The 22186-nt window shown below is 75.5% G+C and carries 12 protein-coding genes; 9 read left to right on the top strand and 3 right to left on the bottom strand.

The window, feature by feature from the left end; genetic code table 11:
* The first annotated feature begins 7 nt into the window (after positions 1-7).
* Positions 8-2041, top strand: a complete 2034-nt coding sequence (locus AB0K43_RS11860; protein ID WP_363638483.1) for a SpoIIE family protein phosphatase — start codon at positions 8-10, stop codon at positions 2039-2041.
* A gap of 106 nt (positions 2042-2147) precedes the next feature.
* Positions 2148-4445 carry a SpoIIE family protein phosphatase gene (locus tag AB0K43_RS11855; RefSeq protein WP_363638481.1) on the top strand — a complete coding sequence of 766 codons (2298 nt, stop codon included), beginning with the start codon at positions 2148-2150 and terminating at the stop codon, positions 4443-4445.
* Between the two features lie 27 nt (positions 4446-4472).
* Here AB0K43_RS11855 and AB0K43_RS11850 read toward each other — a convergent pair whose 3' ends face one another.
* Positions 4473-5693, bottom strand: coding sequence for an aromatic acid exporter family protein (locus AB0K43_RS11850; protein WP_363638479.1), 1221 nt, complete (start codon positions 5691-5693; stop codon positions 4473-4475).
* A 155-nt stretch (positions 5694-5848) separates the two neighbouring features.
* On the opposite strand from AB0K43_RS11850, the gene AB0K43_RS11845 reads away from it, so the two are divergent.
* From AB0K43_RS11845 to AB0K43_RS11815, 7 genes are all read left to right on the top strand, one after another.
* Positions 5849-6685: a PP2C family protein-serine/threonine phosphatase gene (locus tag AB0K43_RS11845; protein WP_363638477.1), complete on the top strand. Its 837-nt coding sequence runs from the start codon at positions 5849-5851 to the stop codon at positions 6683-6685.
* Between the two features lie 64 nt (positions 6686-6749).
* Positions 6750-7733 carry an MASE1 domain-containing protein gene (locus AB0K43_RS11840; RefSeq protein WP_363638475.1) on the top strand — a complete coding sequence of 328 codons (984 nt, stop codon included), beginning with the start codon at positions 6750-6752 and terminating at the stop codon, positions 7731-7733.
* A 178-nt stretch (positions 7734-7911) separates the two neighbouring features.
* A complete protein-coding gene (locus tag AB0K43_RS11835; protein WP_363638473.1) occupies positions 7912-8331 on the top strand; it encodes a TOBE domain-containing protein in 420 nt (139 codons plus the stop codon).
* 307 nt (positions 8332-8638) lie between these two features.
* Positions 8639-12835 carry a bifunctional nitrate reductase/sulfite reductase flavoprotein subunit alpha gene (locus AB0K43_RS11830; protein WP_363638471.1) on the top strand — a complete coding sequence of 1399 codons (4197 nt, stop codon included), beginning with the start codon at positions 8639-8641 and terminating at the stop codon, positions 12833-12835.
* Positions 12836-12890: 55 nt separating this feature from the next.
* Positions 12891-13943, top strand: coding sequence for a LacI family DNA-binding transcriptional regulator (locus tag AB0K43_RS11825; protein ID WP_363638469.1), 1053 nt, complete (start codon positions 12891-12893; stop codon positions 13941-13943).
* 85 nt (positions 13944-14028) lie between these two features.
* Positions 14029-15177 carry a glutamate--cysteine ligase gene (locus AB0K43_RS11820; protein WP_363638467.1) on the top strand — a complete coding sequence of 383 codons (1149 nt, stop codon included), beginning with the start codon at positions 14029-14031 and terminating at the stop codon, positions 15175-15177.
* 141 nt (positions 15178-15318) lie between these two features.
* The gene (locus AB0K43_RS11815; protein ID WP_363638465.1) at positions 15319-17430 is read left to right on the top strand and encodes a SpoIIE family protein phosphatase; all 2112 of its coding nucleotides are present in this window, start codon (positions 15319-15321) and stop codon (positions 17428-17430) included.
* 14 nt (positions 17431-17444) lie between these two features.
* Here AB0K43_RS11815 and AB0K43_RS11810 read toward each other — a convergent pair whose 3' ends face one another.
* Together AB0K43_RS11810 and AB0K43_RS11805 are read right to left on the bottom strand one after the other, a co-directional pair.
* Positions 17445-18857 (bottom strand): FAD-binding oxidoreductase, encoded by a 1413-nt coding sequence (locus AB0K43_RS11810; protein WP_363638463.1) that lies wholly within the window; start codon positions 18855-18857, stop codon positions 17445-17447.
* Between the two features lie 67 nt (positions 18858-18924).
* Positions 18925-22131 (bottom strand): BTAD domain-containing putative transcriptional regulator, encoded by a 3207-nt coding sequence (locus AB0K43_RS11805; protein WP_363638461.1) that lies wholly within the window; start codon positions 22129-22131, stop codon positions 18925-18927.
* Between the last annotated feature and the right edge of the window lie 55 nt (positions 22132-22186).

The raw sequence follows: 22186 nt of genomic DNA, 5'->3' as shown, positions 1-22186 counted from the left end.
GCCGCCCGTGGACGCCGCCGAGCCGGAGCTTGTGCCCGAGGTCTTCGACCAGGCCATCGTCGCGGTGTCGCTGTTCAGCGGCCCCGACCACCGCCTGGTCTACCGCAACGAGGCCTTCGGCAAGCTGTTCGGCCGTCGGGCGCTGGACCTGACGGCGGCCGAGGCCTTCGCCGACGAGCGCGCCGAGGCGTTCCTCACCCTGATGGACCAGGTGTACGCGGACGGTCTCGCCCGCCAGGTGACCGCACCGCGGGCCACCGTCGGGACGGGTCCGGGCGCGCCCGGACCCCGGCACTTCGTCTACAGCTGCACCCGGGTCCGCTCCCGGCACGGCCTCGGCGTCCTGGCCCTCGGCATCGACACCACCAGGGAGGTGGCGGCCGCCGAACGCGCCGAGCAGCTCTCGCGGCAGCGGCAGCAGACCCTGGAACGGTACGAGGCGCTGATCTCCGCGGTCTCCCAGATGGTGTGGCTGCTGCGGCCGGACGGGTCGATGACCGAGCTCGTCGAGGGCTGGGAGGACCTCACCGGCGCACCCTGGCGGTCGGCCATGGACCCGGGCTGGCTGGAGCTGATCCACCCCCGGGACGCCCCGGAGCTGGTCCGGGTCTGGTCGCGGGCGCTCTCCGGCACCCCGACGATGTTCGAGTCCACCTTCCGGGTGCTCACCGCCTCCGGCGAGTACCGGCACGTCAAGGTCCGCGCGGTGCCGGTGCTCGGCACCGGGGACAACGGTGAGCAGGTCGCCGAGTGGGTCGGCGCGACCGCCGACATCGAGGACCAGTGGCGGGCCCGGCTGCGCGAGCAACTGCTCGCCCGGGTGTCCGCCGTGCCCGGCCACCACCTCCAGGGGGCCTTCGCGGCGATGGCCGAGGCGGTGGTGCCCGAACTCACCGACGCCTGCGCGGTCTTCCGGCTGCCGCAGAGCGACGGCCTGCCCTCGTCGGGCGCCACGATCGCCACCCGGGTCGCCTCGGCGGCCCGCACCGGCCTGCCCGGCCTGCCGGCCCTGCGCAGCCAGAGCTACCAGGTCGGGCCGGTGGCCCGGGAGGTGATCGAGAGCGGCCGGCCCAGGCTGCTGACCTTCGCCGCGGGCCATCCCCCCGAGGGCGTCCTGCCGGACGTCTCGCTGCGCTGGCTCGCCGCGGCGCGGGCCACCAGCCTCGTCCTGGTCCCGATCCTGGTGGACTCCGCCGTGGTCGCCTTCGCCGCCGCGGCCGGCTGCGGCGACAGCCCGCCGCCGAGCGCCGCGGACATCGAGCTGCTGCGCGAGGTGCTCCAGCAGGCGCAGCGGCCGCTGCGCAACGCCCTGGAGCACCAGCACACCCGGCGCACCGCGCTGATCCTGCAACGGGCCCAGCTGACCCCGACCCCCGAGGTGCCGGGCGCTGACCTCGCCGCCCGCTACCAGCCGGCCAGCACCACCGCCGAGATCGGCGGCGACTGGTACGACGCCTTCTTCCTGCCGGACGGCACCCTGGCGCTGGCCATCGGGGACATCGCGGGCCACGACCTGACCGCGGCCACCGCGATGGGTCAGCTGCGCAGCATGCTGCGCGCACTCGCCTTCAACAGCAACCGGCCGGCCACCCCGGCGGACATCCTCGCCCAGCTGGACCGGGTCGCCGAGGGGCTGCAGGTCGCCCCGTTCGTCACCCTGGTGCACGTGCACCTGACCCTGCGGGCGGACGGCTGGCACGCGGTCTGGGCGAGCGCGGGTCACCCGCCGCCGCTGCTGATCCCCGCCGACGGCCCGGCCCGCTTCCTCACCGGCCGCCGGGTGGACCTGCCGCTCTGCGTCGACCAGGACGTCGCCCGCAGTGTCCACCGCCGGATCCTGGGGCCCGGCGACACCCTGCTGCTCTACACCGACGGCCTGGTGGAGAGCCACGAGGCCGGGCTGGCCGAAGGGATGAACCGGCTGGCCGCCGCCGCCACCGCCAACCGCCACCTGCCGGTGGAGGAGCTCTGCGACGAGCTGCGGCGGGTCGGCGATCGCCGGGACGACGTGGCGCTGCTGCTCTTCCGGCCCCGCCTGTGACCGCCGCCCGCCCCCCGGGGCCGAGGGGACGCGCGGCACCGGCATCCGATGCAGGATGAGGAGGAGTGGACCGGCCCGCCCGCCGACCGCGTGAGGTGCGCACACCATGGACAACTTCCGTCACCCGTTCATCGGCAACATGGCCGCGGCCGTCGTCGATGCCGAGGGCGTGGTCGTGGGCTGGACGGGCGCGGCGGAGGAACTGCTCGGCCGGCCGGCCGAGGAGGTCTGCGGGCATCCGATGAGCCGGCTGCTGGCCGAGCCGAAGCTCTGGGACGGGCTCGCGGCCGGCCGCACCGGCACCGCCGTGCTGCTGGACGGCCGGGGTGACGCGACCGACCTCGCCTTCCGGGTGCTGCCGCTGGTCGCGGACGGCCCGCCGCGCTTCCTGGTGATCGGCGCTCCGGCCGCCACGGTGGCCCGGTGGCGCGAGGAGCACGCCTTCACCCGGGAGCTGTTCCTCCAGGACCGGGTCGGTCTGGCGGTCTTCGACGCGGAACTGCGGCTGGTCCGCACCAACACCCACCTGCTGCCCTACAGCGGCGTCCCGACCGACCTGAAGGGCCGGCGGCTGGCCGACTTCCTGCGGGCCGAGGACGCGGAGAACATCGAGGGCCTGCTGCGGGACGTGCTGTACAGCGGGCGGCCCCTGGTGCTGCCGGAGGCGCAGGTCCGCACGGTGCTGGACCCGCAGGGCGGCCGGCTGATGGGGATCTCCGCCTTCCGGCTGCAGGCGGACGGGGAGGAGCCGATGGGGGTGACCGCCCTGTTCACCGACACCACCGAGCTCGGCCGCTCGCGCCGCCGGCTGGAGCTGCTGCACCGGGCGACCGCGGCGGTCGGCGGCTCGCTGTCGGTCTACGGCACCTGCGTGGACCTGGCCGCGGTCCTCGTCCCCGGACTGGCCGAGGCGGCCGTGGTCGAGGTCGCCGAGGCGGTGTTCCACGGCGACGAGCCCGCGCCCGACCACACCGGGACGCTCGCCCTGCGCCGGGCCGCCGAGGCCGGTGACGGCGCCGGGCAGGTACCGATCGGCACCGCGGTGGCGGTGGAGGCGGCCGGCTCCTCGGTGCCGGCCCTGACGATGTCCGGCAGCCGGCCGGTCATGATCGCCCCGCTCCGGGCCCGCGGGATCGTGCTCGGCCGGATCTGCGCCTACCGGGAGCCGGGCGGCGAGCGGTTCGAGAGCTCCGACCTGGAGCTGCTCCAGGAGATCGCCTCCCGGGCCGCACTCGCGCTCGACAACGCCCGCCGCTACGCCCGCGAGCACCGGGCCGCCGTGAGCCTGCAGCGCAGCCTGCTGCCGCCCGCCGCGAGCGACACCCCGGCGGCCGTCACCGCCAGCGTCTACCTCCCCACCAACACCGACGGCGGGGTCGGCGGCGACTGGTTCGACGTGATCCCGCTGTCCTCGGCCAGGATCGCCCTGGTGGTCGGCGACGTGGTCGGCCACGGCCTCCAGGCCAGCGCCACGATGGGGCGGCTGCGCACGGCCGTCCGCACCCTCGCCGACCTCGACCTCGGGCCGGACGAACTGCTGGTGCACCTCGACGACCTGGTCTCCCAGCTGGCGGTGGAGGCCGACGACCAGGGCGGCAACGGCGTCCGCGGCGAGCCGGCCCCGGCCGGCGCGACCTGCCTGTACGCGGTCTACGACCCGGTCTCCGGGCGGTGCGTGATGGCCAGCGCCGGGCATCCGCCGCCCGCGGTGGTCGGCCCGGACGGCGCCATCGGGTACGTGGAGCTCAGCCCCGGCCCGCCGCTGGGCGTGGGCGGCTTCCCTTTCGAGGTGGCGGAGGTCGAGCTCGCCGCCGGCAGTGTCCTGGTGCTCTACACCGACGGCCTGATCGGCGGTGGCGAGGGCGATCTGGACGAGGGCATGGCCGAGCTGCGGAGCAGGCTGGAGCGGGCCGCGGTGATCTCCCGGCCGCTCGCCGAGGCCGGCCGGGAGATCACCGAGAGCCTGCCCGCGCACCGGTTGCCGGACGACGTCACCCTGCTGCTCGCCCGCACCCGGCTGCTGCCCACCGGGGACACCGCCGCCTGGGACGTGGACCCCGAGCCGGCCTCGGTCTCCCGGGTCCGGGACGCGGTGACGGCGCAGCTGGAGCGCTGGGGCCTGGAGGACCTGGCCTTCACCACCGAGCTGGTGGTGAGCGAGCTGGTCACCAACGCCATCCGGTACGGCGGCGGCGCGGTCGGGGTCCGGCTGATCCGGGCGCAGCGGCTGATCTGCGAGGTCTCCGACCCGAGCAGCACCCAGCCGCGGATGCGGCGGGCCCGGCTCACCGACGAGGGCGGCCGGGGGCTGTACCTGGTGGCGCAGCTGACCAGCCGGTGGGGCAGCCGCTACACCGACCGGGGCAAGGCGATCTGGACCGAGCAGGAGATCCCGGGCAGCTAGGGCTTGTCGGACAAGCCCTGGCGAGCCTCAGGACTCCGGCTGCCGGCGCCAGCCCTCGCCGCGGACCAGGCCGCGGATCCGGCCGAGCCCGGTGAACCGCTCGCGGTTGGCGACCGAGGCCCGGTCGAGCTCCTCCATCAGCCGCCGGGTGCGGTGCTCCAGGTCGAGCTCGTCCAGAATGCGGTCGATCTCGGCCAGCAGCGAGCCGTGCAACTGCCACGCCTTGGGGTGGGCCTGGATCCGCCGCAGCAGCATCTGGGCGACCCGTTCCCGGCTGGCCAGCGCGGCCGCGAGCTCGGCGGCGAGGCGGCCCTCGGCCTCCTCGGCGTTCCGGCTCACCTGGGTCGTCACCAGCACCGAGAAGCTCACCAGCGCGCCGCCCACGTGCGTCAGCAGCTCCTCCAGCGCCAGCGCGACATCGGGCGGGAAGAGCTCCTCGCCCTCCTCCCGGCGTTTGGCCAGGTCGGTGAGCGAGCGGGCCAGCACACGGATCACCACCACGCAGATCTCCAGGGTGTCCAGACCGGTGCGCAGCACCAGCCGGGACAGCAGCCCCTCGCTGATCCGCGGGTTCAGCCGCAGACTGTCCTCGGCCTGCCGCAGCGCGCCGTCCACGTCGGCGATGGCCTGGTCGAGCGCGCGGGCCTCGTGCAGCCGGGCGGCGGCCCGCTCGACCGGGGTGTGGCCGCCCAGCTCCTCGGCGATCCGCAGCAGCAGGTGGCGGGCCTGGCGGGCGAGGTCCTCGATCGACTCCCCGGCCGTGTCCACCCACACCGGCGGCGCGAACACCAGGTTGAACAGCAGCCCCACCACGGCGCCGATCAGCGTCTCCAGCACCCGGTCCCAGGCCTGGGTGGCGAGCCGGGTGACGCCGAGGACGAGCATGGCGCTGATCGCCACCTCGTTGACGAACTCGTCGACCCGCACGAACTGCCCGATGGTCAGCGAGGCCAGGATGATCAGGCCGAGGCTCCACCAGGACAGGCCCATCACCGAGCTGAAGCCGATCGCGATCACCACGCCGACCACCACCGAGTTCACCCGGCGGATGCTCGTGGTCAGGGTCGAGTACAGGGTGACCTGGACGACCAGCAGCGCGGTCAGCGGAGCGGTCAGCGGGGCCGGCTCCGCGCTGAGCTGGAGCGCGACCGCGTAGGCGAGGGTCGCCGCGACGGTGGCCCGGATCGTCAGCACGACGGTGGGATCCTTCAGCCGCCGCCGGAACCTGTCGGTCAGTGCTTCGCTCATGCCTGGCATTCCTCCCTTCTTCCCCCGCCGGGGCCGGGCCCACCGGTGCGGCGGGGATCTCACCCCCGGGCGGCCGCCGCGCGGCGGAAATACCATGGCTACTGCGGCCCGCGGGGGAGCAGGGCACCGGCCGCAGCCGACACTTCGGAGGGTCAGTGGCCCGACGCCGTTCCAGCCGCCCCGCGAGCGCCGACGACCTGCTGACCGAACTGGGCCGGCTCACGGCCCAGGTGCTGGAGCGGGCCGAGCTCCAGCAGGCCCGGGTGGAGCTGGCCGAGGCACTGCAGCGCGACCTCCTGCCGGCCGTCCTGCCCGCCTGCCCGGGGCTGCGCACCGCCGCCCGCTACGCCCCCGCCCGCCACGGGCTGGCGGTCGGCGGCGACTGGTACGACGGCTTCCGGCTGCCCGACGGCGCGCTGGCCTTCTCGATCGGCGACGTCCAGGGCCACGACGTGGAGGCGGCGGCCTTCATGGGGCAGCTGCGGGTCGGCCTGCGCGCCGTGGCCTCCTTCACCGACGATCCGGGCGAGGTGCTGCGCCGCGCCAACGACCTGCTGCTCTCGCTCGACGCCGAACTCTTCGCGACCTGTACGTTCCTGCGCTTCGAGCCCGGCACCAAGGCGCTGACGGTGGCCCGGGCCGGGCACGTACCGGCCGTCTGGGCCACCGCCGACGGGCGGAGCGGGATCGCCTGGGAGGGCGAGGGCGGGCTCCCGCTCGGCATCCTGCCCGGCGAGGAGTACCCGGCGGCCGGCCGCCGGCTGCCCGAGGACGGGGCGTACGTCCTGGTCACCGACGGTGTGGTGGAGGGCCCGACGTTCTCGGTCGAGGACGGGCTGGCCGAGGTGGAGCGGGTGGTCCGCGCCCTGGTCCGGTCGGGGCCGGAGCAGCTCGCCGCAGAGGTGATCAAGGTGGCCGAGCTGACCGGGCACACCGACGACGCCGCGGTGCTGGTGCTCTGCGACGACCTCACGGCCGACCGGGAGCGGTGACCGGAGCGGCGGGCCGAGCGTGTCAGCACCCCGCCCGGGGCCCGGAGGCGTTCTGATGTCTGCAATGGTGAGAAACGACGGGCTCCGGGGTTTGGCCGTGGCCGGCCTGAGCGCGGCCGGCGTCGCCGCCGCCTACTTCGTGGCCGGCCGCCTCGGCCTGCTGGAGCAGGTGGTGGTGGCCGGCGCGCGGGTCACCCCGCTCTGGCCGCCCACCGGCATCGCGCTGACCGCCCTGCTCCTGCTCGGCCTACGGATCTGGCCGGCGGTCGCGGCCGGGGCGCTGCTCGTCATCGCGAGCATCGGCACCCTGGACGGGGCGGCGCTGGCGATCACCGCGGGGAACACCCTGGCCCCGGTCTGCGCGTACCTGCTGCTGCGCCGGGTGGGTTTCCGCCCGGAGCTCGACCGGCTGCGGGACGGGCTGGCGCTGGTCTTCCTGGGCGCGCTCGCCGGGATGCTGATCAGCGCGACGATCGGCAGCGGCGCACTGCTGATCTCCGGGGCGCTGCCCTCCAGCGGCTTCTGGGCGACCTGGTCGGCCTGGTGGGTGGGGGACGCGATGGGCGTCCTGGTGGTCGCCCCCGTCCTCCTGGCGGCCCGCACGCTCCGCCGGTCCGGGGAGGGCGAGTCGGTGCGCCGGCTCGAACCGGCCCTGGTGCTGGGGGCGACCGCGGCGGCGGCGTTCATCGCCGCCAGGAGCCCGCTCAACCTGCTGTTCCTGGTCTTCCCACTGATCATCTGGGCGGCGCTGCGGTTCGAGCTGGCCGGCGCCGCGCCCTGCGTGCTGGCCGTGTCGGTGCTGACCATCACCGCCGCCACCGAGGGGGTCGGGCCGTTCGCCGACCGCAGCGTGCTGGACACGATGGTGATCCTCCAGGCCCTGAACGGTTCGGCGGCGCTGACCGGGCTGCTGCTCGCCGCGATCGTCGCCGAGCAGCGGAGCACCCAGCGGCGGATCCAGCAGGCCTGCGACGAGCTCGGCGAGGTGGTCGCCCGGTTGGCCCCCGGCGGCGGACCCCGGCGCGGGCCCTCGGAGCAGGACGGGTGACGACCGCCGGCACCGTGCCGCCCCGCAGCGCCGGCGACCTCGCCGCCTTCGACCTGCGGGGCCGCTCCGGCGCGGCGCCTGGCGCCTGCGACCGGCGCCGCCCGCCGCCCGGGGATCGTGGCTACGGTGAGGGAAGCACGGCCGGCACAGCCCCGTCCCCACTCCCGTGAGGTCCTCCATGAGCCTGAGCATCCGCAACCAGATCCCCGGCACCGTCACCTCCGTCACCGCGGGCGAGGCGATGGCGACCGTGAAGACCCGGCTGGCCGGCGGGCAGGAGGTGACCTCGGCCGTCACCCTCGACGCGGTCAAGGACCTCGGCCTGGCCGAGGGCACGGCCGTCCGGGCCATGGTCAAGTCCACGGACGTCTCGCTGGCCACCGGCGCCGTCGCGGGCCTGAGCATCCGCAACCAGATCCCGGGCACGATCACGGACGTGGCCGCCGGTGCGGCCATGGCGACGGTGAAGGTGGCCGTCGAGGGCGGCGAGCTGACCGCGGCCATCACCAAGGACGCCGTCACCGAGCTGGGCCTCACCGCCGGGACCGCCGTGGTGGCGCTGATCAAGTCCACCGAGCTCTCCCTCGCCACCCGCTGACCCGAGGCGATCGCCACGACGGCGGCCGGGCCCCGACCGGGGCCCGGCCGCCGTCGTGTCCGCCCGCGGAGGTGACGGGCGGAGGTGACAGGGTCGGCCCGGGGCCCGACCGCTCCGGGGCCCGGCCGCCCTAGCGTGGGCCGGTGGCACGGCGGGGCCGCTCACACGGGGGCGGTGCCGGCTGTGCGGCCGCGTTAACCGCCGGCGCGTGACCGGTGTGATGTCGCGGTAATCCCGGACACCTACGGTGCTGACGGCGGGGTTCCCCCGCCCTCACCACCCGACCGCTACCCGAGGGGGAGCCGCTGTGACGGCGTCGGGCCCGAAGACCGCCGGCAGCACCGTGCGGACCGTCTGCTCCTACTGCGGTGTCGGCTGCGGGATGCTGCTCGACATCACGACCGACCCCGCCTCCGGCCGGCGCACGGTGGCCAGGGCAACCGGCGACAAGGCCCACCCGGCCAACTCCGGACGGCTCTGCACCAAGGGCGCGACCACCGCCGACCTGCTCGCCGCACCGGGACGCCTGGGCACCGCGCTGGTCCGGCCGGAGCGCGGCGCGCAGCCGGTCGCGACCGGCGTGGACGAGGCGATCGCCGAGACCGCCCGGCGGCTGCGCCTGATCCTGGACGAGCACGGGCCCGACGCGCTCTCGTTCTACGTCTCCGGCCAGCTCACCCTGGAGGCGCAGTACCTGGCGAACAAGCTCGCCAAGGGATTCGTCGGCACCAACCAGATCGAGTCCAACTCCCGGCTGTGCATGGCCAGCGCGGGCTCCGGCTACAAGCTCTCGCTGGGCGCCGACGGCCCGCCCGGCTCGTACCAGGACTTCGAGCACGCGGACCTCTTCCTCGTCATCGGCTCCAACATGGCCGACTGCCACCCGATCCTCTTCCTGCGGATGATGGAGCGGGTGAAGGCGGGCGCCGTGCTGATCGTGGTCGACCCCCGGCGCACCTCCACCGCCGACAAGGCGCAGCTCTTCCTCCAGGTCCGGCCGGGCACCGACCTGGCCCTGCTGAACGGCCTGCTGCACCTGCTGGTCGAGGCCGGGCACACCGACCCCGCCTTCATCGAGGAGTTCACCGAGGGCTGGGAGGCGATGCCCGACTTCCTCCGGGACTACCCGCCCGCCCGGGTCAGCGAGATCACCGGGGTGTCCGAGGCCGACCTCCGGGAGGCGGCCCGGCTGATCGGCACGGCGGGCGAGTGGATGAGCTGCTGGACGATGGGGCTCAACCAGTCCACCCACGGCACCTGGAACACCAACGCGCTGGTCAACCTGCACCTGGCCACCGGCGCGATCTGCCGCCCGGGCAGCGGGCCGTTCTCGCTGACCGGCCAGCCGAACGCGATGGGCGGCCGCGAGATGGGGTACATGGGCCCCGGGCTGCCCGGCCAGCGCTCCGTCCTGGCGCCCGCCGACCGGGAGTTCACCGAGCGGCTGTGGGGCCTGGCGCCGGGCACGCTGCGCACCGAGGTCGGCCGCGGCACGGTCGAGATGTTCACCCGGATGGCGGAAGGGGAGATCAAGGCCTGCTGGATCATCTGCACCAATCCGGTGGCCAGCGTGGGCAACCGCAAGACCGTCATCGCCGGGCTGGAGGCCGCCGAACTGGTGATCACCCAGGACGTCTTCGCCGGGACCGAGACCAACGCCTACGCGGACGTGGTGCTGCCCGCGGCGATGTGGGCGGAGGCCGAGGGCGTGATGATCAACTCGGAGCGCAACCTCACCCTGGTGCAGCCGGCCGCCGACCCGGTCGGCCAATCGCTGCCGGACTGGGAGATCATCGCCCGGGTGGCCCGCGCGATGGGCTTCACCGAGGCCTTCGACTACGCCGACGCCGAGGAGGTCTTCGAGGAGATCAGACGGGCCTGGAACCCGGCGACCGGCTACGACCTGCGCGGCGTCAGCTACCAGCGGCTGCGCGAGCGGCCCGTCCAGTGGCCCAGCGCCGCGGCCGACGGGCCCGACCGCAACCCGATCCGCTACCTCAACGACGGGGTCAGCGCGCACCTGCTGGAGCGGCCCGACGGCAGCCGCCCCCGGCTGGCCTTCCCCACCCCGAGCGGCCGGGCGGCGTTCTTCCCGCGCCCGCACCTGCCGGCGGCCGAACTGCCGGACGGCGACTTCCCGTTCGTGCTGAACACCGGGCGCCTCCAGCACCAGTGGCACACCCTGACCAAGACCGGCCGGGTCGCCAAGCTCAACCGGCTCGACCCCGGCCCGTTCGTGGAGGTGCACCCGCAGGACGCCCTGGCCCTGGGCGTCGCCGAGGGCGACCGGCTGGAGATCGTCTCGCGCCGGGGCCGGGCGGTGCTGCCCGCCGTCGTCACCGACCGGGTGCGGCCCGGCACCTGCTTCGCGCCGTTCCACTGGAACGACCTGTTCGGCGAGCACCTGAGCATCAACGCCGTCACCAACGACGCGGTCGACCCGATCTCCTTCCAGCCCGAGCTCAAGATGTGCGCGGTGGCGCTGAGCGTGGTGGCCGCGGCGCAGCGCCCGGCCGCCGCCCCCGAGCCGGCGAGTGCCGGCGCCGCCGGCGCCGCCGTCCCGCAGGACGCGGCGCTGCTCGCCCTGCGCGGCCTGCTGGGCGTCGCCGACCTCGCCCCGCCCGTGTTCGGCCCCGCCGAGCGGCGGTTCCTGGCGGGCTTCCTCGCCGGGCTGGGCAGCGCGCCGCCGCCGGCCGCCGCCGTGCCGGTGCTGCCGCAGTGGGCCCCGGTCGACCCGGAGCGGGCGCTGTGGGTGAACGGGCTGCTGGCCGGGCTCTACTCGCGTCGGGAGCCGGAGGCCGGGCCGGCCGGGCAGCCGGCCGCTCCGGGGCGCGAGGTCGCCGTGCTCTGGGCCTCGCAGACCGGGAACGCGCAGGACGTGGCGGACCGGGCGGCCGCCCGGCTGGCCGAGGCGGGGTGGCGCCCGGGGGTGCGCAGCATGGACGACTGCACCCCGGACACCCTGCCGGGCGGCGTGCCCGTGCTGTTCATCACCAGCACCTTCGGCGACGGTGAGGCCCCGGACAACGGCGCCGCCTTCTGGACAGCCCTGGCCGCCCGGGAGCAGGCGGTCGGGGCCGCCTTGAGCTACGCCGTCCTGGCCCTTGGGGACTCCAGCTACGACGACTTCTGCGGCCACGGGCGCCGGCTCGACCAGCGGCTCGGCGAGCTGGGCGCCACCCGGCTGGTCCCGCGGACCGACTGCGAGCCCGACTACGAAGAGGCGGTCGGGCGGTGGCTCGACCAGGTACTGTCCGCGCTGGCCGAGCGGCCCGGGGCGGCGAGCCCGGCGAGTGCTCCGGCGAGTACGTCGGTGACCGCTCCGGTGAGCGCCTCCTCGGTCGGCGCCGTGCTGCCGCGCCCGGGCGGGACGGCCTACTCGAAGGCCGCGCCCTTCGCCACCCTGCTGATCGGCAACCGGCTGCTCAGCCTGCCGGGCTCGGCCAAGGAGGTCCGGCAGTACGCCTTCGACACCCGCGGCGGGGACGGCGGCGACCTCGGCTACCAGGCGGGGGACGCGCTCGGCGTCTGGCCCGCCAACGACGGCGCCCTGGTGGAGGAGTGGCTCGCCGCCACCGGTCTCGACCCGGCCGAGCGGGTGTCCCTCCCCGACAGCGGCGAGCTGGCGCTCGGCGAGGCCCTGCGGACCCGCCTGGAGATCGCCAGGATCACCCCCGCTCTGCTGCGCTTCGTGGCCGAGCGCAGCGGCGACCGGGGCCTGCGGCGACTGCTCCGCGCGGACAACAAGGACGAGCTGGCGAAGTGGAGTTGGGGCCGCCAGGCGGTCGACGTGGTCGGCGGTCACCCGGTCCGGGCCGGCGCGCAGGAGTGGGCCGAGGTGCTGCGGCGCCTGCAGCCCCGGCTCTACTCGATCTCCTCCAGCCCGCTCGCCCACCCCGGCGAGGTCCGGCTGACGGTCTCCGTGGTCCGCTACACCAACGAACGGGGCCGGGCCCGCAACGGCGTCTGCTCCAGCTACCTCGCGGACTGCGCCGACGACGGCCCGGTGCCCGTCTTCGTGCAGCGCGCGCCGCACTTCCGCCCGCCCGCGGACCCGGCGACACCGATGATCATGGTCGGCCCGGGCACCGGGATCGCCCCGTTCATCGGCTTCCTGGAGGAGCGGCAGGCCCGCGGCCACACCGGGCCGAACTGGCTGTTCTTCGGCGAGCAGCGCGAGGCCACCGACTTCTACTACCGCGAGGAGCTCGCCGCCTTCCGGGCCTCCGGCCACCTGGACCGGCTCGACCTCGCGTTCTCCCGCGACCAGCGGTCCAAGGTCTACGTCCAGGACCGGATGCGCGAGCACGGCCCCAGGCTGTGGGACCGGCTGCGCGACGGTGCCCACTTCTACGTCTGCGGGGACGCCGGCCGGATGGCCCGGGACGTCGACCGGGCGCTGCACGACATCGTCCGGATCCACGGCGGCCTGGCCGAGGAGGAGGCCGCGGCCTACGTCAAGCAGCTGGCCGCCGACCGGCGTTACGTCCGCGACGTGTACTGAGCCGCCGGCCGCGGAGGTGGCCGGGCGCCGGCGCCCGGGTGTGTAGGCTCACCTGGTGCCGAAAGTGACACGAGATCAAGTGGCCGCGCTGGCGGGGACCTCGACCGCGGTGGTCAGCTACGTCATCAACAACGGCCCGCGGCCGGTGGCGCCGGCGACCAGGGAGCGGGTGCAGGCCGCGATCGAGCAGCTCGGCTACCGGCCGGACAGCATGGCGCAGGCGATGGCCCGGCGGCGCACCGACCTCCTCGGCATGGTGCTGCCCGACGCCCGGCAGCCGTTCTTCGCGGAACTGGCGCACGCGGTGGAACGGGTCGCCTTCGAACGCGGGAAGCTGGTCCTGATCGGGAACTCCGACTACGTCGGCGCCCGCGAGGAGCACTACACCCACGCCTTCCTCGGCATGCGGGTCGCGGGGCTGATCCTGATCAGCCAGCACGGGGCGCAGCGGGTGGCCGCGGCGTTCGGGCAGGACGACGGCACCCGGGTGGCGCTGCTGCACCGGCGACCGGACGACCCCGCCAACGCGGCCGTGGTGACCGACGACGTGGGCGGCGCGCGGCTCGCCGTCCGGCACCTGCTGGACCACGGGCACCGTGCGGTGGCCTGCCTCGGCCGGTCGGCCGCCTCGCTGGCGCCGGGCGATCCGGTGGTCGACCGGGTGGAGGGCTGGGCGCTGGCGATGGCGGAGGCCGGGCTGCCGACCGGCGGTCTGCTGGTCGAGGCGCCGTTCGACCGGTTCCGCAGCTTCGACCTGGCGCTCGGCCTGCTGGGCTCGGCCGACCGCCCCTCGGCGGTCTTCTGCACCACCGACGACCAGGCGATGGGTGTCCTGCGGGCGGCCCGGGAGCTCGGCCTGCGGGTGCCGCAGGACCTCGCGGTGGCCGGCTTCGACGACATATCGGAGGCCGCGTTCTGCGACCCGCCGCTGACCACGGTCTCCTCCGACATCGACGCGATGGCGCGCGCGGCGGTGGCCATGGTGCTCGACGAGCCCGCCCCGGAGGCCGGCCCGGACGGCCTGCTCCGGCGCTTCCCGGCCACCCTGGTGGTGCGGCGCTCCTGCGGCTGCGACCCGGCCGTCGACCCACCCACCGCCCGACGCTAGGGCAGGCGCCCCCGCGGCGGGCGGGTCCGGCAAGGCTGGGGTGGCGGCGAGGCTTGAGGGGCGGTCGTTCGGGTACCTGCCGGTCATGAGCACCTCGCCGCGCGAGCCCGACGCGCGTCCCGGACCTGGGGACGAGCCCCTCACCCTCGGTGTGGAGGAGGAGTACCTGCTGCTGGACCCGGACACCGGGCTGCCGCTGCCCAGGGTCGAGCAGGTGCGCGCCGCGGCGGACCTGCATCCCGCCCTGGACGACGCCGAGGTGCAGCGCGAGCTGCTCCAGTCGCAGGTGGAGGTCGCCACCCCGGTCTGCCAGAGCCTGGCGGAGGTCGGCGGCCACCTGCTGCGGCTGCGGCACGCCGTGGCCGCGGCCGCCGAGGCCTCCGGCTGCCACCTGGCCGCCTGCGGCACCGCCCCGTACGCGGACGACCTGCCGCCGGCGATCACCGATGCGCCGCGCTACCGCTCCATCCACCAGGACTTCTCCCGGCTCGCCGACGAGAACCTGATCAACGGGATGCACGTGCACGTCGGGATCCCCGACCGGCGGACCGGCGTCGCCGTCCTCAACCGGCTGCGGCCGTGGCTCCCGCTGCTGGTCGCGCTGGCCGCCAACTCCCCGCTCTGGTACGGCACCGACAGCGGCTTCTCCAGCTGGCGCACGGTGGTCTTCAACCGCTGGCCGATCAGCGGGGTGCCGCCCCGGTTCGCCGGCGCGGAGGACTACGACCGGCGGATCACCCACCTGCAGGAGGCCCGGCTGATCCGCGACCGCGGGCAGCTCTACTGGCAGGCCCGGCTCTCCGAGCGCTACCCGACCCTGGAGGTCCGGGCGATGGACGTCCAGCTGCGCGCCGACGAGGCCGTGATGCTGGCCGGGCTGGTCCGGGCGCTGGCCACCACCGTCATGATCGAGTACCGGCACGGTCTGCCGGAGCCCGAACGGGCCCCGGAGAGCCTGGCGGCCGCCGGCTGGCACGCGGCGCGCTACGGCATGACCGAGGCCCTGCACGATCCGGTCACCGGGCTGCCCCGCCGGGTCGGCGACCTGGTCAGCGACCTGGTGGAGTACCTGACCCCGGCGCTGGTCCGGGCGGGCGACGAGCGCCAGGTGACCTCGCTGCTGCACCGGATGCTGCGGGAGGGCAACGGCGCCGACCGGCAGCGCCGCGCGCTGGAGCGGCACGGGCGCCTCGGCCTGGTCGCGATGATCGCCGAGGAGAGCGCGGCCCACTGAGCCTGCCGCGGCGGGCCCCGTCGAGGTCGCCCGGCCCAGGCAGCGGGCGTAGCGTCACGGGTATGGGCGTTGTTGCGACCCCGCTGAGGGCTGCGCCGCCGTACCGCCGGCCGGGGCCGCGACGGCGTGCGGGAGAATCCCGTGCCGCCCCCCGGTGACGCGGCCGGCTGGCACACGCGGTTGGACGAGGAGCTGACCGCGAGCCTGGCGCGGTCCGGCGCCTCCTCCGGCGGCGTCTACCTGCTGCCGTCCGACGAGGACGTGCTGCACCTCGCGGTGGTCCGGAGCCTGCCCGCCGAGTTCATCGCGCCGTGGACCAGGATCGCGCTGACCGCGCCGTCCCCCGTCGGTGACGCCCTGCGCGAGCTCCGGCTGGTGTGGTCCGGCAGCCAGCAGGACTTCGCCCGCCTCTACCCGCGGATCGCGCTGACGATGCCCTACCACTTCGCGCTGGCGGCCGCCCCGATCAGCGTCGACGGGCGGCGGCTGGGCTCGCTGCTGATGATGTGGCCCGGCTCCCGGCCGGCGGAGCTCGAAACGCTGGAGCGCAAGCAGATCGCCGAGGTCTGCGACCGGATCGCCGGGCTGCTGGCCGAGGCCGAGGCAGCCGCCCAGCCGATCACCCCGCCCACCCGCCCCCGGGTGCTGCCGGTCCAGCTGGACGCCGCCAAGCTGCCCGAGGCGGCCGCCACCGCCTTCGCGGAGCGTCTCCCGGGCGGCAGCTGCGGGCTCGACCTCAACGGCCGGATCACCTTCGTCACCGACAGCGCGTGCGCCCTGCTCGGCGCCGAGCCCGAGCGGCTGCTCGGCGCGATCCCCTGGCAGGCCCTGCCCTGGCTGGACGATCCGGTGTACGAGGACCGGTACCGGGCCGCGATCATCAGCCACCGGCCGATGGCGTTCACCGCGAAGCGCCCGCCCGACCGCTGGCTGGACTTCCGGCTGTACCCGAGCGGCGACGGGATCAGCGTGCGGATCACCCCGGCCAGCGACGGCCCGGAGACCACCGCCCTGCCGGACCGGCCCCGGCCCACCCCGGTCTCCCGGGCCGGCCAGCTCTACCAGATCATGCACCTGGCGGCCGCGCTGACCGAGGCCGCCACCGTCGACGACGTGATCGCCCTGGTGGCGGAGCAGATCATGCCCGCCTTCGACGCCCAGGCGCTCGCCCTGATGAGCACCGAGGACGGCCGGCTCAACGTGACCGGCTACCGCGGCTACACCGCCGAGGAGATGGCCCGCTTCAACAAGATCCCGCTGGACGAGCGCACCGCCCCGATGATGCACGCGCTGAGCACCGGCGCACCCGGGTTCTACGGCTCGTCCGAGGAGCTGGCCGACGCCTACCCGCAGGTCCGTCAGGTCACCGGCAAGCAGGCCTGGGCGGTGCTGCCGCTGATCACATCCGGCCGCCCGGTCGGCTGCTGCCTGCTCTCCTACGGCCACCCGCACCGCTTCGCGGCCGACGAGCGCACCGTGCTGACCGCGCTGGCCGGGCTGATCGCGCAGGCGCTGGACCGCGCGCAGCTGTACGACACCAAAAGCCGGCTCGCGCACGGCCTCCAGCAGGCGCTGCTGCCGCACGCCCTGCCGACCGTCGAGGGGCTGAGGGTGGCCGCCCGCTACCTGCCCGCCACCCGGGGGATGGACATCGGCGGCGACTTCTACGACCTGATCCGGCTCGGCCCGAGCACCGCGGCCGCCGTGATCGGCGACGTCCAGGGCCACAACGTCCCGGCCGCCGCGCTGATGGGCCAGGTCCGCACCGCCGTGCACGCCACCGCGGGCGCCTCCCCCGACCAGGTGCTGGTGCTGGCCAACCGGCTGCTCTGCGACCTCGACCCGGACCTCTTCACCACCTGCCTGTACGCCCACCTGGACCTCGCCGCGCACCGCGCCCACCTGGTCAGCGCCGGCCACCCGCCGCCGCTGCTGCGCCCGCCCGGCGGCCCGGCCCGGACCTTGGAGGTGCCGCCCGGCCTGCCGCTGGGCGTCGACCCCGCCTCCCGCTACCCGATCACCGAGGTGCCGTTCGAGTTCGGCGCGCTGCTGCTGCTCTACACCGACGGCCTGGTGGAGACCCCGGGCACCGACCTCGACGAGGCCGTCGCCGACCTGGCCGCGCAGCTCGACCGGGCCGGGCCGGACGTGGAGGTGGTGGCGTCCGAGATCGTCTCCCGGGCGCGGCTGACCGGCCAGCGCGCCGACGACATCGCCACCCTGCTGCTGCGGGCGATGCCGCCGCCGCTCTGACCGCGGCCCCGTGGTCACCTCGCCGCGGACGGCGGGATGTTCTGGTTGAGCCGGAACAGGTTGGTGGGGTCGTACGCGTCCTTCACCCGCACCAGCCGGTCGTGGACGGCCTCCGGGTACGACGCCCGGGCCTTGTCCTCGGCCGCGTCGCCGGTGAAGTTGACGTACATCGAGCCGTTGCCGTGCCGCGCGATCTCCTCCCGGGTGGCCCGCGCCCAGGCCGCGTGCCCGTCGAAGCCGGCCGCCCCGGGGGAGCGGGCGATCACGTTGCACAGCACGCCCGCGTCCCGCTGGCTGAAGGCCGTCGCATCGGCCGGCACCCGGGCGAAGGCGCCGCCCAGCTGGTGCAGGTGGATCTCGCTGTTCGGGGTCGGGGTGCCGCGGTGGGCCCGGGTCACGGCCTCGATCGCCGCGTCGGTCGGCTCGATGAAGGCCGAGGTGAAGTAGTTGTGCGCGCCCTCGGTCCAGAGCGGATCCAGCAGCGACTGCATCCCGAGGTAGGGCATCGGCCCCAGCACGTCCGCGATCGGGGTGCCGAGCGAGCGCAGCGGCCGGACCGCCTCCTCACCGGCATCGAGGGGCCCGGCGTACATGCCCGCCAGGACCACGATCCGGGTGCCGTGCACCGACTCCGGCAGGAACGGCAGCGGGGGCGCCGTGGTCAGGTTGACCAGCGTGGTCAGCTCGTCCGGCAGGCCCGCGCACAGGTCGCGCCAGCGGCCGATCACCTGCCGGGCCTCGGCCTGCGGGTAGACGACCAGGCCCGCGAGCACCTGCGGGCCCACCGGGTGCAACTGGAACTCGAGAGAGGTGACCACCCCGAAATTGCCGCCACCGCCGCGCAGCGCCCAGAACAGCTCGGCGTTCTCCTCGGCGTCGGCGTGCACCAGCCGGCCGTCCGCGGTGACCAGGTCGGCGCCGATCAGGTTGTCGCAGGCCAGGCCGTGCTTGCGGAGCAGCCAGCCGACCCCGCCGCCGAGCGTGAAGCCGGAGATGCCGGTCGAGGAGACCAGTCCGCCGGTCACGGCGAGGCCGAAGGCCTGGGTCTCGTGGTCCAGCTCGCCCCAGGTCAGGCCCGGCTCGGCGACCACCCGGCGCCGCTCGGGGTCGACCTTCACCCCCTTCATGGCGGACAGGTCGATCACCAGGCCGCCGTCGCAGGTCGAGAACCCGGCGATGCTGTGCGCACCGCCGCGGACCGCGACCAGCAGGTCCTGGCTGCGGGCGAACTCCACCGCGCGGATCACGTCCGCGGCGCCGGCGCAGCGCACCACCAGCGCCGGGCGGCGGTCGTGGGCGGCGTTCCAGATCGCCCTGGCCTCGTCGTACGAGGCGTCGCCCGGGCGCACCACGGTGCCCCGCACCGCTGCCTCCAGCTCACCGATGGTGGCGTCCCCGAGGACACCCTGTGCGGTTTCGACTGACATGGTCGGCCTCCCTGGTCGGTTCCGTTGCCGATACCCGGGAGGCTAGGAGGCGCCGCTTTGCACCGGGTTAGCGCGCGCTTTGCAGGCCGCCGCGGGCCAGCCGGGCCAGCCCCTGGGTGTCGCCCAGCCGGGTGAACAGGTCCAGCGCCCGCGCGGCGGCCGCGGCGGCGCCGGCCCCGTCGCCGCCCTCCCGGGCCAGCTCGGCGAGGATCACCGCGACCCAGCCGGCGGCGCAGGTGGAGCCGGCCACCACGTCGAGCCCGAGCGCCCGGGTCAGCAGGGCGCCGGCGGCGGGGGCGTCGCCCGCGGCCCGGGCGACCAGACCGAGGTGGAGCAGGCTGTTGGTGGTCCCCGGAAGGTCGTCGGTCTCCTCGAAACCCGCGCGGGCCCGGTCGATCGCCGCCCGGGCGCCGTCGAGGTCGCCGGCGGCCAGCGAGAGCAGGCCCAGGTTCCCGAGCGTGATGCCGACCTCGCGGCGGTCGCCGAGCCGGCGCCGGATCCGCAGGCCGGCGTCCAGGTGCGGGCCGGCCTCCCGGTAGGCCCGCTGGGCCCGGCAGAGGTTGCCGAGCACGTTCAGCGCCAGCGCCTCGCCGCGCGGCTCGCCGAGCGCCCGGAAGCACTCCACGCTCCGCTCGGCCGCGGCCCGGGCCCGCTCGGGCGGGCCGCTCCGGCGGCGGGCCCAGGCGAGGCCGGCCAGCGCGTAGCCGCGCGCCTGCTCGGCCGCCACCAGCCGCCCGATCAGCACCGTCTCCTCGAAGAACACCGAGATCCGACCCTCGGCATCCTCCTCCCGGGCGTATCCGGGGGTCATCACCGGGAAGAACGGCCGGCTGCCCCGGTCGACCTCGGCCAGCAGCTCCAGGCAGTCGGTGAAGGCCGCCTCGGCCTCGGCGTCCCGGCCGCCGCAGACCGCGGCCACGCCCCGCTGCTGCGCCGCGGCGGCCAGTACCCAGGGCTCGCCGGCGGCGAGTTCGCGGGCCCGGTCGAGGGCGGTCGCCGCCTGCTCCCAGGTGCCGCGCATCCACAGCAGCAGGGCCTGGCGGCAGTAGGCCTCGGCGAGCGCCGCGCGGTCCCGCCCGGCCCGGTGGATCGCCACCACCTCGGCGCCGATCGCGGGCAGCCTGGAGCCGTCGCCGAGCCGGATCGCGAGGACGCCCCGCCCGAGCAGTGCCCGTGCCCGCAGCGGGGTCGGCGCCGGCGCGGCGGCCAGCGCGTCGTCCAACCGCTGCCGGCCCTCGGCCAGGTACCCGCGCTCGGCCCAGAACAGCCGCAGCGCGACCGCCAGCCGCAGCGCCGTCTCCGGATCCTGCGCCAGCGCCGACCGCAGTGCGGCGCGCAGGTTGTCGCGGTCGGCCTCCAGTTCCAGCGAGGTGGTGGCCGGGCCGAGGGCGGTCAGCTCGGGATCGGAGGACTCGGCGAGCGCGAGGTACCAGGCGCGGTGCCGGGCCTCGACGGCGTCCGCCTCACCGGCCTCGCGCAGCCGCTCCCGCGCGTACTGCCGGATGGTCTCCAGCAGGCGGTAGCGCACCTGGGCCTCGCCGGGGCGCTCGACCAGCACCAGCGATTTGTCGACCAGGCGGCCGAGCCGGTCCAGCACCCGGTCGGCGCCGGCGTCCTCGCCGCACACCTGCTCCGCGGCCGCCAGCGAGAAGCCGCCGGCGAAGACCGCCAGCCGCCGCAGCAGCACCCGCTCCTCGGGCCCGAGCAGCTGGTGGCTCCAACTCAGCGTGGCGAGCAGGGTCTGATGCCTGGTCACCGGGTGCCGACTGCCCTGACCGAGCAGGGCGAGCGCGTCGTCCAACCGCTCGGCGATCTGGTGCGGCGCCAGCATCCGGACCCGGGCGGCGGCGAGTTCCAGGGCCAGCGGGATGCCGTCCAGCCGGTAGCAGATCTGGGCGACGGCGGCCGCGTTCCGCGCCTCCAGCCGGAACTCCGGGACCACCTCCGCGGCCCGCTCCACGAACAGCCGCACCGAGGCGAACCGGGCCAGCTCCGCGAGCGGTGGCAGCCGCCCCGGGTCCGGCACCCCCAACGAGGGCACCCGCCAGGCGCGTTCACCGTAGGTCTGCAGCGGCTCACGGCCGGTGGCCAGCACGACCACGCCCGGGCAGTGTGCCAGGACGTCCGCGACCAGCGCGGCGCAGGCCTCCACCAGGTGCTCGCAGTTGTCGAGGACGAGCAACAGCTCCCGGCCCGCGAGCTGGGCGACCAGCGCCGCCCGCGTTCCGGCGCCGGCCGACAGCTGGAGGCCGAGCGCGGTGGCCACCGCGTCCGGGAGGAACCTCGGATCGGTCAGCGCGGCGAGGTCGACGAACCACACACCGTCGCGGACGGCGTCGACCCGCCGGGCCGCCACCGCCAGGGCGAGCCGGGTCTTGCCGCAGCCGCCCGGCCCGGTCAGGGTCAGCAGCCGGCTGCGCGCCAGCAGCTCCTGGACCTCGGTGAGTTCACGCTCGCGGCCGATGAAGCTGGTCATCTGGGCCGGCAGGTTGTGCCGCCGCTCGGGCGGGCCCTGCGAGCGGTCCTCGACCGACCCGGCCAGCAGGGTGCGGTAGAGCGCGCGGGTCTGCGGATCGGGGTCGGCGCCGGCCTCCTCGCGCAGCGCGTCGCGCAGCCGCTCGTAGACCGCCAGGGCCTCCCGGCGCCGACCCGCGGCGGCGAGCACCCGCATCAGCGCCCGGTGGCCCGGCTCGTCCCCCGGGTCGGCGGCGACCTGGGCCGCCAGCACCTCGGCCGCCTCGCGGGGCCGGCCCTCCCGTTCGAGGGCCTCGGCCAGGGCCAGCCGCAGCCCGGTGCGCCGGGCGGCCAGTGCGGCGCGCTCCTGCTGGGTCCAGGGCTCGAAGGTGTCCTCGGGCAGCAGCTCGCGCTCGGCCAGGGCGAGGGCGGCCCGCTGGTCGGCCGATCGGCCGCCGGTCGCGGCCAGCCGGGCCGCCCGCTCCAGCTCGTCGAGGTCGACCGTGACGCCGCCGTCCGGCCCCAGCAGCAGGACGTCGTCGCGCAGGACCACCACGTCACCGGGGGTGCCGGCGGTCGCCAGGGCGCGCCGCACGGCGTGCAGCGCCTGGTGGAGGTTGTTGGCGGCGGCCACCGGATCGAGGTCCGGCCAGAGCTGGTCGTACACCAGGTCCCGGTGCAACCGGTGGCCCGGTGCCAGTGCCAGCAGCTTCAGCGCGCTCCTGGCCTTGCGCAGTCGCCACGCCCCGGTGGCCACCGGGCGGTCGCCGACCGTGACCTCAAAACCACCGAGCAGGCGGATTCGCACTTCGTCGGCCATGTCGGCCCCTTGGGCAGGCAACCGAGGACGGGTGGATCCATGGATCATCCTACCG

It is taken from the genome of Kitasatospora sp. NPDC049258, from assembly GCF_040678895.1.
In the GTDB taxonomy this organism is placed as follows: Bacteria; Actinomycetota; Actinomycetes; order Streptomycetales; family Streptomycetaceae; genus Kitasatospora.
The sequence above is the reverse complement of the archived record's forward strand: the minus strand, read 5'-3'. Positions and strand labels throughout refer to the sequence as shown.